The organism is Guptibacillus sedimenti, from assembly GCF_028610665.1.
GTDB classification, from domain to species: Bacteria; Bacillota; Bacilli; order Bacillales; family Guptibacillaceae; genus Guptibacillus; species Guptibacillus sedimenti.
This window is the reverse complement of record NZ_JAQQWV010000008.1, coordinates 1-15258: the sequence shown is the minus strand read 5'-3', so window position 1 is coordinate 15258 and position 15258 is coordinate 1. Positions and strand designations below refer to the sequence as shown.

The following is a 15258-nucleotide window of genomic DNA, read 5'->3' as shown; positions in this document are numbered from 1 at the left end:
TTTATATACCCTATGTCGTACAAAAGTATCCTCATTCTGAATGTGTTTTTTGCATGTCGAATGGTTGTTTGAAATGTGAGCTTAGGCTTATACTGATGGATAACCAACTGGAAGGTAGAAAGAAGGTTTTGCATAATGTCTGTGGAACAACATACGTACCATTTTGACGCTTATCCAATGTTTGCTTTTGTACCAATGGGAAAGAAGAACAAACGAATTCGATCAGTTGGACAAAAAGTACAAAAAGGATTGCTTCATCGCCTTCATGATCATGTGAAACGAAAAATGGATGCTTTTACTAGGGAAGAACGGATGAAATTGCAGGCATTTCTCGATCAAGATACCGATGCTGTATTACCGATTCCTTTAAATAAAGAAGATGAATTATACCCACATTTGATTAAACCTGAGCAATTAATCTGGCAATCTTTTTCGCCGATGCACGGTATACCAATTCATAGCTCTTCCACCTATCGAGAATCGTACATAAATCTTTCAAAGGAAGAGCTTGATCATCATCTCGATCAGGTGCTTCGCGATTATTTGTTTTGTGCTGATGTCGCAAAACAGACTCGACATGATTTGGAAAAACAAATTGTTGATGGTTTTCAACGCCATCCCTTTATTCAACTAGCAAAAGAAAAGGAAGAAGTTGTTCAAGCAGTAGAAAAAATCAATCATTCTCCGTTAATTTCTTTGTTAAACTCTCCTGAAGACCTTTCTTTTTGGCGACACCGTGTAGAGATTGTCATGCGACCGTATCGGGAAATTCCTGATGCGTGGTTATGGATGGGCGAAAGCATTTGCTCACATGAAAAACAAATGATTTTTCACGCTGCGAGCTCGGAGATTGAATATTGTTGTGTTTCGTGCAGATTTTCGGTTTATTATAACGTATCGGACGAGCGGGTGCGTCTAAGAGAAGAGATCAATATGGAACGTGCGCAGAAACGTATTGCCACAATTGAACGTCAATTTAATGAAATGGTAGAAAAAACACCTCGCTTAGTTGAAAAGATTGATGAGGTAGCAAAAGCACTCTCGACGTTTGAACCAGTTGTAGACTTTTATAACGATGTGCTGGACCTTAAAAGTAGATTAGAAATAGACGAGGCCCCAGATACAGTGATTTTATATGAGCAGTTAAGAAAGGTGAGCCTCCCTGAAGAAAGAGAAGGTTCTCCGCTACTATGGGTTTCAAAAATCTCTACAGATACCATTGAACCTTTTAAACCGAGAGTGATTTTGCCTATTGTGAATGAAACGGAATTTACGCGTGTACGTACTTATTTAGACAGCCTAATCTCACTAGTTAAGCACAGTCCAAGAAATGAGGAGGAGTATGTAACGATAAAGGGAAATGTGCTCACTTTCGGGGAATTAAAAGGTGTACTTCAGTTCATTTCGATGCATGAGAATCAGCCGCTACATGTGATGTCAAAAGTATTAACTGGAAAAACAACAAATGCCCTGCGAATACAAGGATTGCATGAGGATGAAAACTATGGTTTGTTGAACGATTGGGAAGAAAAACACGTTGTGAAAGCAATCAAATCGATCGAGAAGGATGGCATGCTCGAAAAGCTTTCAAAAGGCTATGCGCTGACAGAGAAGGCAAATTCGTTATTAGGTAGACAGAGCCAATAAGAAGAGGTTAGGCGATGCATGAAGCATCGTCTTTTCTTTGATTTCTTTGAAGCTCCTATTTAGAGTGAAACCTTTTTTTGTAAGTTTCGTAGAAAGAAGTAGAAGCTTACACACGGAGGGGATTTAATGGACCACGGACCGGGCAAGATACTTTCTTTAAAAGGATTAACAAAATGGTATGATGAGAAACTTGTTCTCGATGATATTGATCTTGACGTATATGAGGGGCAGATCATTGGTTACATAGGTCCGAATGGAGCAGGTAAAAGCACGACGGTTAAAATCATGCTTGGACTAGAAGCGTCTTATTCGGGAGAAGTAGAAATTTTTGGCCAGAACATTAAGGAAAGTGGGGTAGCATACAAGAAAAGAATAGGTTACGTACCAGAAGCTGCGGACATTTATGATAATTTAACTGGGAGAGAATATTTAACGTTTACAGGAGAGCTTTATGGCTTAACCGCGGATTCAGCCGATTACAAAGCGCGATTACTTATGGGTGTATTTAACCTTGAAGATGTTTATGATTCGCGCATTTCTTCTTACTCAAAAGGAATGAAACAGAAGGTTTTATTGATTTCGAGCTTACTGCATGATCCTGATATTCTGTTCCTAGATGAACCAATTAATGGGCTAGATGCGAACAGTGTCATGGTGTTTAAGGAAATTCTTGCACAACTTTCATCACAGGGGAAAACGATTTTTTATTCTTCTCACATTATGGAGGTTGTTCAAAAAATCAGCAGTCGCATCCTTCTCTTAAACGATGGCAAAATCGTAGCGGATGGAAGCTTTGAACAGCTTCGTCAGAAAAACAAAGAAGGGTCTTTAGAGGAAATTTTCAATCAGTTGACAGGATTTAATGAGCACCAAAATCTTGCAGAGGATTTTGTGCAGATCGTTCAGCGTGATCATAGATGAAGAATTTTACTACGTTAAGAATTCTAGATTTGTTTCGAGTGATATTTGAGCGATTTGACATTGATTATCCGACAATGAGGCGTATTCTTCAGGTGAAGCTGATGATGGATGGTAGGCGACCTACCACGATTATGAGTCAAAATAGGAGCGGGGAGAAAAAGCAGGATTCAAACCAGTTTCTGAAATCGCTCTGGTTTTATGCTTTCATTGGGTTAACGTTAATCCCCATTTTGTTTATTGGCGACAATTTTATGTTTAAGATGAGTTTGATTTTTGGAGTGTTAATGTTTTTAATAATGACGGCAATGATTTCCGATTTCTCATCTGTACTATTGGACGTTCGTGATCAGACGGTAATAGGGACAAGGCCAGTTGATCACAGGACCATTAGTGCTGCACGTGCGATCCATGTGACCGTCTATTTGTTCTTTTTAACAGCAGCGATTGTGAGTGTTCCTCTTGTTGTTGGAATTGTTCAGTTTGGCGTTATCTTTGCATTACTATTTAGTGTAACGGTTTTGTTTAGCGACTTGTTCATTGTGGCCATCACTGCGTTACTCTATTATGTGATTCTAAAATTTTTTGGTGGAGAACGTTTGCGAGACGTCATTAACTATGTGCAAATAGGACTTTCCTTTACCATTGTTATAGGTTACCAAGTACTTGCACGTGCCTTTGAATTTCAAGGATTACAGTCAAGCTTTGAAGCAGCATGGTGGAACGTGTTATTGCCGCCGGTCTGGTTTGGAGCGCCATTTGCCGTTATTTTAAATGGTGCTAGCGGAGCTTATTACTATGTTTTTATGGCTTTAGCACTTCTAGTTCCTTTAATCGCTTTATGGATTTACCTTTCGCTATTACCTACCTTTGAAAAAAATCTACTGAAATTAATGGATCAAGCAGGACCGTCGAAAAAGAAAACGACGAAAGGAATGAACCGTCTAGCTTCTCTTCTAACAACGAGTAAAGAAGAACATGCTTTTTATCAATTTGCAGAAAGAATGTTGAAAAATGAGCGTGATTTAAAGCTTAAAATCTATCCTTCGTTAGGCTTTGCCATCATCTTTCCTTTTGTTTTTCTTTACAATGGATACTCTGCTGGTGGATCTTTAGATAGCATCACTTCTGGTCGAATGTATTTAACCATTTATGCAAGCATGATGATGATTCCTGGCATTGTGATTATGCTTCAGTATTCCAGCAAGAGCAAAGGCTCGTGGATTTATCACGTTACACCCCTGCAAGGTGAGGGAGTGATCATTAAAGGTACACTAAAAGCCTTCCTAATCCGTCTGTTTGCCCCGGTATTTGTTGTGATTAGTATTTTGTATGGGATTTTATTTGGGATGCGGATCATACCAGACTTGGTTATCGTACTCTTAATCGCTGTGATCTACAGCGTCATTTGCTTTCGAATGTTGAAAGGAAAGCTACCTTTCTCACAGCCTTTCGAGTCTGCAGGGCAGAGTGATGGCTGGAAGACGATTCCTTTTGCGCTTTTAATTCCTGTATTTGGAGGCCTTCATTTTGTTGTAACAAATGTTCCATTTGGGATATGGATTTATCTCGCGCTTCTACTGTTTATTGTTCCGCTTACATGGCAGAGGGGCTTGAGGTGACAGGCACTCGCGCTTTTTGTCGAATGAAAACCCACCCTCGTGTTTTAGGGTGGGTTTTCATGTGGGTCATATTTTTTCTGTTTTACCACTAATTTACGATTTTGCTTTTCTTGCATAAACAATCATAATGACTGCTGATAGAGCCATTAAGATGAACAAGAAGGCATACGTGAGCTGAAAGGATTGTGTGCTGTAGGTTAATCCGTTTAGCTCTAAGAGTATTCCTCCGGCTACAGATCCCGAAGCGCTGCCGACAAATTGAATGAGTTGCTTCATGCCAATGCCAGTCGCGATTTCTTCGGAAGGGAGAATGCGTGATACTTCATTTGTAGTACTTGAAGAAAGACTAGAGAAACCGAAACTTGTGAACATATAGCCAATCATAATCATGTACTCATTAAGTGGAGAAAGGAAATAGAAAAGCACGGTTGAAATGAGAAGCAGTCCGTGAGCAAGGTAAATAACTTTCATGTTCCCATAGCGATCGAGCAGTCTGCCAACATAGATGGCAGCAACAGCGGAAAGCATAGCTCCAGGGAAGATAATATACCCAACAACAGATGGACCTTTCTCGTAAACGTTCTGAAGCATGAGCGGCATTAGCAATAAGATGGCAAAGTGTGTTGTGAAGCCAAGATAGCTCATATACAGAAGCTTTCGATATCCGTTGTTTTTGAAAAGAGATGGCTGAATAAAAGGAGCCTTTGTTCGAGTGATTCGAAGCCAAAGCAGTCCACCTACAATGATACCAATCGCTAAAAATAGCCAGTTAAATGTTGAAATATAGAGTAAGAAGCTTGTGACGGTGGCTCCAGTTAAGATTCCACCTACAATATCAAAGGTTCCTTTTCGGACTTCTTCTTCAGGAAGACGACGAAAGAGAATCGGAATAAGCAAAACGACAAATAACGTTACGGTAAATAAGTAATTCCAATTAAGATACTCCGTCACAACTCCGCCTACAACCGGACCAAGACCGAAACCAAGTGATGAGGCAGAGGCAATCATCGCCATTGCTCTTCCACGTCTTGCAAATGGAATAAACCGTCCTGCGAATACCATCGATAATCCTGGAATGGCTGCTGCACCTGTCGCTTGTAAAAGCCGTGCAGCAAGAAGAAAAGGGAATGTTGTAGCAAAGAAACCAAGAACAGATCCTATCCCAAATATGACAATCCCTGCAATTAGCAGTCGTCTGATCGGAAGGTAATCCGATAAGCGCGTGTACGTAATCGTAAAAATCGCGAGGATGATCGAGTAACCTGATACGATCCAGGCGCCATCAGCAGGTGAGAGATTAAACTCAGTTAATACGTTAGGTAGTGCTACATTAAACATAGTTGTATTCATGACTACAAGCCAGACAGCCACACTTAAAAGAAGAATGGTTTTGAAATAGCTTGAAGTAGTTTTTTCGTTCATTTAAACCCTCCTGATGCGTTAGTAAAGCACCAGCTTATTGTAAACGATAAAGACGTGATTCGTCTCATTTCAAGGTTTCAATGAAGCTCATTGTTTTTCTTCATCATTTTTTTAGCTAACTGTTCTTTGGCTTGATTATAGCTGAGGCCGGAATTTGCGTTAAGACGTTTTACCTCCTCGATATCTGTTCCTGATTTTGTTTTCACGATGGTTCACCACCTTTCACTCTTAGTTTTTGAACGGATGTATTGAATTATCCACCTGAGAATACTCACTTATGGAGGAGAAAGAATACGTGATATAATGCAAGCATATTAAAAAACATGAAAAGTTAGGATGACACGATGAGGAACGAACGAAGCGTGCAGGTGCAAGCAAAGCATCAGAAAAAATTCGAAAAAGGCTATCCCCTTATTTTTAAAGAATCGATCGTGAATGCAGATAGCCTAAAAGAAGAAGGGGTTATTCTTAGGCTAGAAGATGAGAAGGGCCAATTTCTTGCAAAAGGCTATTATGGACGACAAAACAAAGGTTTTGGCTGGGTCCTATCGCAAAATGAAAACGAAAAAATCGATCTAGATTTTTTTGTTAGAAAAATTCAAACAGCGCTTCACCACCGCAAATCCTTTTTTAACGATCCGACGACAACTGCTTTTCGCATTGTGAATGGCGAAGGAGATGGCCTTGGAGGTTTAACGATTGATTATTTTGATGGATACTACCTCATTAACTGGTATAGCGAGGGTGTCTATTCATTTAAGCATGCTGTCATTGGAGCGTTAAAGCAGCTCGTGGATTATAGAGGCATTTATGAGAAAAAGCGGTTTGATGCTAAAGGGCAGTATGTAGAAGATGATGATTTTGTCGCAGGTGAACGCGGAGAGTTTCCACTGATTGTAAAAGAAAACGGTGTGAACTTTGCCGTGTATCTAAATGAAGGAGCAATGGTAGGTGTTTTTCTAGATCAGCGTCCGGTTCGTAAATTAATTCGAGATAAATATGCGAAGGGAAAAACGGTGCTAAATACGTTCTCTTATACGGGAGCTTTCTCCGTTTTTGCTGTTGAAGGTGGAGCAGTTCACACGACAAGCGTTGACCTTGCCAATCGAAGCTTAAATAAAACAATTGAGCAATTCAGCGTGAATGGAATTGATTATGAAGAACAGAACATCCTTGTCATGGATGTTTTTAAATACTTTAAATATGCTGTAAAAAAGAATTTATCGTTCGATATGGTGATTCTTGATCCTCCAAGCTTTGCGCGTTCTAAGAAACATACGTTTAGCGCAGCAAAAGACTATAAAGATCTTTTGAAAGATGCGATTTCCATTACAGAAGATAATGGGATAATTGTTGCTTCTACGAACTATAGCGGTTACGATATGAAAAAATTTAAAGGGTTCGTTGAGCAAGCCTTTAAAGAAACGAATGGAAGTTACCAGCTTCTTGAAGAATTTACCCTTCCCGAAGATTTTCGAACGATTAAAGAGTTTAGAGAAGGGGATTATCTAAAAGTCGTTTTCATTAAAAAAGTAAAGTAGCTCGGTGTTTTACATTCCTTAAAAAAAGGGATGAAAGAGATATAACGCATGAGAAGGGGAGAGGTCAATACAATGAAGCTACTTGTATTCGGAGCGACTGGCGGTACTGGGAATGCATTTGTCAGGCAGGCGATTGCGGCAGGGCATACCGTAACAGCATTTGTTCGAACACCTTCAAAGCTTGAAACGTCTCACAAGAATTTGTCAGTTGAAATTGGCGATGCAATGCAATCGGCTGATGTGAAGCAAGCCATGTCTTCTGATGTTGACGCGGTTGTTTCTTGCCTTGGGGCAAGTGGACTTGGAAAAACAACGGAACTTTCGACAATGACCGCGAATATTCTCGATGCGATGAGTATTCATGGGGTGAATCGCATTGTGTATATGGCTTCGGCAGGAATTAATAAAGAAATTCCGGGTGTAACAGGGTTCATTGCGGGTAAGCTGTTGCAAAACGTTTTGGCTGATCACCGAAGAGCTGCTGACCTGCTTGTTGCAAGTGAAGTAGAGTGGACAATCGCTCGGCCGATGGGATTAACGAATGATGAATTGACGGGGGAATATCGAAAGGCGCGTACGGGAGTACCAAAAGGTGGACGCCGAATATCACGAGAAGATGTGGCTGCTTTTTTGCTTCAAACGGTAAGCAATCATCTTTATCTTCGAGAATCAATTGGGCTTGCTTACTAAAAAAGCACCGTGAGGGAAAACCTCACGGTGCTTTTTATTATACTGTTACTTTCTTAGCATGAATGACTCGTTCTCCAACTGCTTTAATCAATTCTGGAGGAAGCGGATAGTTGAGAGCGGCTGGATCCATTTTAACGGCGGCAACAGTTGCCTCTAATGCTTCAGGGGGAATTGAATAGTCCTTAAAATTAGCAGGGAGTCCAATCTCCTGCTGCATGTTTCGGATTTTTTCAATCACTGCTGTTAATAACGTCTGTTTCTCTTTCCCAGATGTCTCTAAATGCAGAGCTTCAGCAAGCTCTTTACTTTTCGGAAGGTAAAGATCTGGAAGTACTTCCATCACAACGGGTAAGAACACAGCATTGGCGAGTCCATGCGGAATACGAAATAGGGCACCGTATGCATGTGCGAAATTGTGCACTGGAATAGCGTTAAGGGCAAAGCTAAATGCCGTAATTCCCATCATGCTCGCCTGCAACATTTCCATGCGCGCGTGAAGATTTTCTCCATGTTTCACTGCGGTGGGAAGATGGGATTCGATGAGGCGTATCGACTGCAGTGCATACGCATCTGTTAGAGCAGTAGCTGTTGGTGAGGCCAGCGCTTCAATGGCATGAGTTAACGCGTCGAATCCTGTAAATGCAGTGATTTTAGCCGGTAAACCGGTTGTTAATTCGGGATCTAAAATGGCCATGTCTGCATTAATGAAAGGATGAATGATATTTGTCTTCATCTTTATTTCTTCGTTATAGATCACGGCAATTGGCGATACTTCTGATCCTGTCCCAGCTGTCGTTGGAATGGATATATGAGGAATTGGCATGTAGGACGCTTCTGGCCATGATAAATAAAGCAGTCCGCCTGGGATCGCTTCTTTAATATCGGTTAAGCCGTGATGAAGGGCATATTTAACTCCTTTTACGGTGTCCATTACGCTTCCGCCACCAACAGCGAGGAGCCCATCTGCACTTACTTCTCTAGCAAATTTAAGCGCAGCGTTCACATCATTGCTACCAGCATCCTGATGAATATCAAGATAAACTCCTGCAAGTTCTGGACCTGTCCCATGTGGTGTTAGCTCAAAAATTTCTTTAATCTTTTCAATAATTCCTGCCTGCTCAAGCCCACGGTCACTAAAGAGAACCACTCGCTTTGCCTCAAGTCCTCTGAAAAGGTCTGGAACGAGTGCGCGAGTGCCGGCGCCACTATGAATGGCGGTTCGAAGCATATATTGTGAATAGGTTAAAGACATACGTTTCGCCCTCCTTTATTTAGATGGATTTGAAAAGAGAAGACTATACCACGATCTCCGCTCAGCTTCTGGAACCATAGATGTATGCACATGTTTTACCTGCGTATACGCATCAAGGCAATGCTTGCCCATTTCTCTACCAATCCCGCTTTGCTTGTATCCTCCAAATGGCGCATCATTCCTTAGCATATGCCAGTCATTAATCCAAACAACGCCTGCACGCAGTTTGCGAACAACTTTATAGGCTTTATTCACATCAGTTGTCCAAACCCCCGCTGCAAGGCCATAAATCGTATCATTCGCCATCTGAATCGCATCATCTACGTCACTATAGCGAATGATGGATAGCACGGGTCCGAAAATTTCTTCTCGAGCAATGGTCATGTCGTTTGTCACATCAGCAAAAATCGTCGGAGCGATAAAATGTCCTTTCTCACAGCCTTTCACATTTACCTCGTGACCTCCGCAAATGAGACGAGCACCTTCCTGCCTTCCTTTCTCGATATACGATAAAATGGCTTCTTTTTGTGTGGCAGAAACCACGGGTCCCATATCTGTCGCTGGGTCAATCGGGTTACCAAGCACAAGCTTCTCTGAAAGTTCTTTAAGGCCATCAATGACGTGATCATATAATTTATCTGGGACAAACAACCTTGTCCCGCTTTCACAGAGCTGACCTGAGTGAAGAAAAACGCCGAATAGGCTACCAGGAAGAGCGAGTGAAAGGTCTGCATCTTCAAGAATAATGGAAGGAGATTTCCCGCCAAGTTCGAGTGTCGTGTTTTTAACAGTGCTAGAAGCGAGGCTCATAATGTGTCGCCCTACTTCTGTGGACCCAGTGAATGCGATTTTGTCAACTTTAGGATGAGTTGCAAGAGGTTCACCAACGCTTTTTCCGCTACCAGTTACAACATTAATTACGCCTTTAGGGACGACTTCTGAGATGATCTCAGCAAGGCGGAGCGTAGTAAGCGGCGTGTAGCTAGCAGGCTTAATGACAATGGTGTTTCCCATCGCAAGTGCTGGAGCGATCTTCCACGTTGCAATCAGCATCGGCATGTTCCAGGGCGTAATGGCCGCACATACGCCAATTGGTTCGCGCCAAATAAAGTTATGGGCAGGGCCAGGAAAGGGGGGAGAAGGGAGGGTTTCTGAATACGTATATTCGAGTACGAATTTGCCGAGCGTTTGGAAAAGGTCGACCATTTGAATAATGTCATTTGAAGCAAGCCTTCTTACCGTGCCGCCTGATGAAAGTGCTTCTAACGCGACAAGCTCTTCTCCGTTTTCCATGATTTTCTGAGCGATGGTATACAACAATTTAGACCGCTCTTTCGGGGGCATCTCCCGCCATTCTTCCCTTTCAAAAGCTTGAGTAGCTGCTTCAACAGCTTGATCAACATCTTCAGCTGTACCACCTGTTACTTTCGCAATCACATCGCCTGTTGCAGGGTTCGTCACATCAAACTGCGTTCCTCCTCTCGAGGGAGTCCACTCACCATTGATGAAGAGGGGAAATGATTTGATTTCAACGTTAACTGACATCTTTTTTCCTCCTTTACATTAAAGAACGCCAACATCTGATTCAGTAGTGCGATAAATCTCGTTCATACTTTTTCCTTTTGCGCGTGCCAGAATATCCATTCGAACGGAGAGTTGTTTCATCGAAAAAGCCATAGTCGCATCAAGCGTATTTCCGAATGCACTATGTGTTCTTCCACCGATCCCTTCTTGTGTTAGCTGTGCTGCAAGAGGAGCGAGTTGATTCATTTTGTTCTGAACAAGGTCAAAGAGGTTGGGATGTTCAGCGATCAGTCGCTGTAGCAAAAATGTTCCGTAGCCAATATGACGCGATTCATCTCGTTTAAGTAAACCGATTCCTTTCATTAATCCTGGCATCACATTTGCTTTTGCAAGAGATTCATAGAAAGAGAAATAGCCGGTTTCAGCAAGAACACCTTCCACAAACATGTTGTAGACGGTAGACGCTTCCGCTAATGCTTCAGGTGAATGATCGTGCTGTAGCTTTTCCATCGCATCCGGCAAGATCGAGTAAAAAATGGTGCGATAGGTGTCAGAGTGAAAACGTGAAAGGTCACCAGTTTGACCAATCTGATTTAGAAAAAACCGAAAAAATTCCGTATGTTTGGCCTCTTCGTACAGAAAGGTTGTTAAATACATCTCTTCTTCCAATCTTCCTTCTTTTGCGATCACCATAATTAAAGGAAGAAGATCAAGCGTTACGGCTTCTTCACCAGCTTGAAATTGAGATACGAGTCTTAGAATTTCTTCCTGCTGATCACCGGTAAGAAACTGCCAGTCTTTCACATCTTGAGTAAAATCGATCTCCCTTGGGTCCCATCCGCCAAATTTTTTAGCTTTTTGATAGAGGCGAAATGGTAGTGAATCTTCTTTAAGCCCACGCCCACTTGTTGTGATCATTTCCTTTCGCATAATAGACCGCCTTTCCTTGCGATTTCAATGAGCACCTTCTATAATAAAAGAGCAATCTTAGAAAGCGCTTACATAACTAGTGTAACGAATGATGTCCAAAGGTTATATTCCTGAAAAGATAGGGGGGAATTATGTCGATGCATGAGGAAGCGTGGGTGCGCTCTTTTCATCGAATGCTTTCGATCAAAGATCCAATCCACCGTTGTGAAGTCATGATTCAGCAATGCCTTGCTCATTTTCCATTCATGCGTGCGAGCATGTTCACTTTTTCCTACTTTACTAGTATAGGAGAAGGAATCCTTCGCGTGGATCGCCATGGCGTCTTCTCCATGAATGCTATTCGTGAAGACGTAAGGCGGATACCGCCCATTCAACGTGCCCTTCTTATGAACAAACCGGCTTTTTTAATGATGGATCAGCATCATCAGCTTTTCCCCGAAGAATACATCGAAGCGTACGATTTAACATCTGTCTTAATTATTCCTCTAAGCATTGAACGTATTGCAATTGGTTGTGTCCTTCTTGACGAGAGAGAAGAAGGAGTGACGATTCATCAAGGTCTTATTGAAGAAGTGATGATGTATTTTCAACACGCACTCGCATACTTGCTCCCAACAACTCCAACAATCCCTAGTCCTTTAAGTAAACGTGAAACCGAAGTGCTTCAATATGCTGCTGATGGTTATAGTACGAAAGAAATGGCTCAGCATCTTAATATAAGTGATTTTACAGCTCGAGATTATATGAGTTCAGCGATTCGAAAGGTAAATGCGAACCATCGTGCAGAAGCGGTTGCAAACGCACTAAGAAAAAAATGGATTCTATAGCTGAGCAGGCTTTTTCTTTTTCTTGAATAATGATGGAATTTTCAGTAAACTTAAATACTGACCAGTTGGTATTTTGAATCGTATAAAGGAGGTTTCTATGATGGATTCGGTTAAGGAGAACGTTCACTATCGCACCTGTCCACTTTGCGAAGCGACGTGTGGGTTAGAAATCCACACCGTTAATGGAAAAGTTACGCATATTGAAGGAGATAAGCAAGATCCTTTTAGCAAAGGGTATTTATGTCCAAAAGGGTTTAGTTTAAAGGAACTCCACCACGATTCAGACCGGATAAGAGAGCCTATGATTCGAAAAGGGGCGGAATGGTTTACAGTGAGCTATGAAGAAGCTATTAAGGAAGTAAGGAAAGGCCTTCGTGGTGTGATTGAAAAGCACGGACGAGATGCTGTAGGCGTCTATCTTGGAAATCCAAATGTGCACAACCTATCAGGCATGCTCTATTTGCCTCTGTTTCTTCGTGCACTTGGAAGCCGTAATCAATACTCTGCCAGTACAGTTGACCAAATTCCCAAACAGTTAGCAGCAGAGTTTATGTACGGTAGCGACTTTAGCATACCGATCCCAGATATTGATCGGACGCAGTATTTTCTAGTTATTGGCGCGAACCCAATCGTTTCAAATGGAAGCTTAATGACGGGACCTAACATGCGTGGGAGACTGAAAGCTTTACAGGACAGAGGTGGGCGTCTGGTTGTGGTTGATCCAGTTCGTACAGCTACCGCTAAACTGGCGAATGACCATCATTTTATTAAACCTGGCACAGATGGATATTTCTTATTTAGTATCCTTCACACCTTATTTGCTGAAGGATTAACGAAGGAAACGCATCTTGCTCAGCATGTAAACGGCCTTTCGGAAGTAAAGAAACTGGCAAAAGATTTCCCTCCTGAAAAAATGGCAGCCGTATGCGGTCTTGATGCAGAAACGATTCGTACGATCGCAAGAGACATTTCTTCTGCCACGTGCGCTGCTGTATATGGACGAATGGGGACATGTACACAGGCATTCGGAACAGTAAATAGCTGGTTAATTGACGTGATAAATTATGTGACAGGTAATTTGGATCGTGAAGGCGGCGTCATGTTCACAACGCCTGCTGCCGGTGGAAAAACGTCTAAAAAAGGCTATCGTTTTGATCGTTTTAGAAGCAGGGTTAGTCGTATGCCTGAAGTACTAGGTGAACTTCCTGTTGCGTGTCTTGCAGAAGAAATGGATACCCCTGGTGAAGGGCAAATTCGTGCATTGGTCACGGTTGCGGGTAACCCTGTTTTATCAACGCCAAACAGTAAGCGGTTACAAAACGCGATGGAAGATCTTGATTTTATGGTAAGTGTTGATTGTTATTTAAATGAAACGACCAGAAACGCAAACGTCATCTTTCCGGCACCAACACCCCTTGAACGCTCACACTACGACCTTTCCTTTTACCAGCTTTCGGTTCGTAATATTTCTCACTACTCGCCACCCGTTTTTGAAAAAAATGAAGGTCAGCTTGATGAGTGGGAAATTCTTCTCAAGCTTGCAGCATTAGTTGGAGAGGAAGAACCAGATCAAGATGCTGTAAGCAAATTAGATGATGCATCGATACACTATCTTATCAAAAAAGACATTAAAAATGATCGCTCACCTATTTATGGTCGCAACCCAAAGGACATATCGAAAGCGTTAGAAGGACGAAAAGGTCCAGAGCGAATGCTTGATTATATGCTCCGTTCAGGGCCTTACGGAGACCATTTTAAACAACAGGATGGTTTAAGTCTAAAGAAGCTTGAAGAGAACCCACATGGCATTGATTTGGGAGCGTTAAAATCACGGATTCCAGAAGTACTGCTCACGCATACAGGGAAGATCGAGCTCGCTCCTAAGTTAATAATAGAAGACGTGAGTAGGCTGAAAAAAGAAGCATCAAGTCATTCTGAGATGCTCTTAATTGGTCGAAGAAATTTGCGGTCAAATAATTCTTGGATGCATAACTTACCTGTGCTTATGAAGGGAAAAGATCGGTGTACATTATGGCTTAACCCATCAGACGGAGAGAGGCTTAAGATTCAAGATGGCGATGTCGCTGTTGTGGAATCAGAAGTAGGCCGTATTGAAGTTATTGTGGAGCTAACAAACGACATTATGGCTGGCGTAGGAAGCATTCCCCATGGCTATGGGCATGGTCTTAGCGGTGTGAAAATGGCGGTAGCAAAGGATAACAAAGGCGTGAATACCAATCTATTAAGCGATGAAAAAAGACGTGATGCTGTCTCCGGAACCGCCGTTTTAAATGGAATTCCAATAACAGTTAGTAAAACAAAGAGTGGGAGGGAGAAGCATGGCACTGTACGCACTGAATCTATTTAATGTAAAAGACGGGGAAGAATATGCTGAATATGCTAGAAGGGCAGAAGAACCGTTGCGTCAATATGGTGGAAAAGTTGTGGCTATTGGGAAGCTCGATTCCTCTCCAGAAGGGGACATTGCGCCGAGGCAGGTGATGATGCTCGTTGAATGGGAATCGAAAGAGGGCATTTACAACTACGTGAATGATCCTGATCTTGAAGATTTGCATCCACATCGTGAGCTTGGTGTCGATGATTTTGTTTGGCATTTGTTTGAAAAGCTGGAAGATCTACGTCCTGTATTGAAATGAAGAAAGCCCCCGCAATATGATATGATCCCCACATAGTAGACAGAGAAAAGAAAGCACATTAAGCTGTCTACTATGGAGGGGATTTTTCTATGGGAGAAATTAGGAAAACATATGATGTGCCATTTAAGAAAAAAGCTGTAGATATGTATCTGAAAGAGGGAATGGGTTACAAAACAGTAGGAAGAGAATTAGAAATTGACCCCAAAATGGTTCGCCGGTGGGTTCAAC

14 protein-coding genes are annotated in these 15258 nt (G+C 42.0%); 9 read left to right on the top strand and 5 right to left on the bottom strand.

Annotated elements, in window-relative coordinates:
* Positions 1–135: 135 nt before the first annotated feature.
* From PQ578_RS19960 to PQ578_RS19950, 3 genes are all read left to right on the top strand, one after another.
* Positions 136–1647 (top strand): RQC-minor-2 family DNA-binding protein, encoded by a 1512-nt coding sequence (locus PQ578_RS19960; protein ID WP_273836345.1) that lies wholly within the window; start codon positions 136–138, stop codon positions 1645–1647.
* 126 nt (positions 1648–1773) lie between these two features.
* Positions 1774–2568 carry an ABC transporter ATP-binding protein gene (locus PQ578_RS19955; RefSeq protein ID WP_273836344.1) on the top strand — a complete coding sequence of 265 codons (795 nt, stop codon included), beginning with the start codon at positions 1774–1776 and terminating at the stop codon, positions 2566–2568.
* Complete coding sequence (locus tag PQ578_RS19950; protein ID WP_273836343.1) at positions 2565–4187, top strand: hypothetical protein; 1623 nt, start codon at positions 2565–2567, stop codon at positions 4185–4187. Before PQ578_RS19955 ends, PQ578_RS19950 begins: the two co-directional genes overlap by 4 nt.
* Before the next feature lie 93 nt (positions 4188–4280).
* Here PQ578_RS19950 and PQ578_RS19945 read toward each other — a convergent pair whose 3' ends face one another.
* Positions 4281–5609 (bottom strand): MFS transporter, encoded by a 1329-nt coding sequence (locus tag PQ578_RS19945; RefSeq protein WP_273836342.1) that lies wholly within the window; start codon positions 5607–5609, stop codon positions 4281–4283.
* A gap of 77 nt (positions 5610–5686) precedes the next feature.
* Entirely contained in the window at positions 5687–5815 is a 129-nt protein-coding gene (locus PQ578_RS19940) for a hypothetical protein (RefSeq protein WP_273836341.1), read from the bottom strand.
* Positions 5816–5953: 138 nt separating this feature from the next.
* Here PQ578_RS19940 and PQ578_RS19935 point away from each other — a divergent pair, with 138 nt between their 5' ends.
* The gene (locus tag PQ578_RS19935; protein ID WP_273836340.1) at positions 5954–7150 is read left to right on the top strand and encodes a class I SAM-dependent rRNA methyltransferase; all 1197 of its coding nucleotides are present in this window, start codon (positions 5954–5956) and stop codon (positions 7148–7150) included.
* 72 nt (positions 7151–7222) lie between these two features.
* Positions 7223–7840: an NAD(P)-dependent oxidoreductase gene (locus PQ578_RS19930; RefSeq protein ID WP_165998954.1), complete on the top strand. Its 618-nt coding sequence runs from the start codon at positions 7223–7225 to the stop codon at positions 7838–7840.
* A 37-nt stretch (positions 7841–7877) separates the two neighbouring features.
* On the opposite strand, the gene PQ578_RS19925 is transcribed toward PQ578_RS19930, so the two are convergent.
* The 3 genes from PQ578_RS19925 to PQ578_RS19915 are packed head-to-tail and all read right to left on the bottom strand — an operon-like array spanning position 7878 to position 11546.
* Entirely contained in the window at positions 7878–9092 is a 1215-nt protein-coding gene (locus tag PQ578_RS19925; RefSeq protein ID WP_273836337.1) for an iron-containing alcohol dehydrogenase, read from the bottom strand.
* Between the two features lie 15 nt (positions 9093–9107).
* Positions 9108–10637, bottom strand: coding sequence for an aldehyde dehydrogenase family protein (locus PQ578_RS19920; RefSeq protein WP_273836336.1), 1530 nt, complete (start codon positions 10635–10637; stop codon positions 9108–9110).
* Between the two features lie 18 nt (positions 10638–10655).
* Positions 10656–11546, bottom strand: coding sequence for a R2-like ligand-binding oxidase (locus PQ578_RS19915; protein ID WP_273836334.1), 891 nt, complete (start codon positions 11544–11546; stop codon positions 10656–10658).
* Between the two features lie 131 nt (positions 11547–11677).
* Between PQ578_RS19915 and PQ578_RS19910 the strand changes: the two genes are divergently transcribed.
* From PQ578_RS19910 to PQ578_RS22450, 4 genes are all read left to right on the top strand, one after another.
* Entirely contained in the window at positions 11678–12373 is a 696-nt protein-coding gene (locus PQ578_RS19910; RefSeq protein ID WP_273836332.1) for a helix-turn-helix transcriptional regulator, read from the top strand.
* A 100-nt stretch (positions 12374–12473) separates the two neighbouring features.
* The gene (locus PQ578_RS19905; protein WP_273836330.1) at positions 12474–14741 is read left to right on the top strand and encodes a molybdopterin-dependent oxidoreductase; all 2268 of its coding nucleotides are present in this window, start codon (positions 12474–12476) and stop codon (positions 14739–14741) included.
* Positions 14713–15030 carry a DUF1330 domain-containing protein gene (locus tag PQ578_RS19900; RefSeq protein ID WP_160918363.1) on the top strand — a complete coding sequence of 106 codons (318 nt, stop codon included), beginning with the start codon at positions 14713–14715 and terminating at the stop codon, positions 15028–15030. Before PQ578_RS19905 ends, PQ578_RS19900 begins: the two co-directional genes overlap by 29 nt.
* A gap of 89 nt (positions 15031–15119) precedes the next feature.
* Positions 15120–15258 (top strand): transposase (locus PQ578_RS22450; RefSeq protein WP_337958036.1); only part of this gene is annotated, 139 nt, incomplete at its 3' end.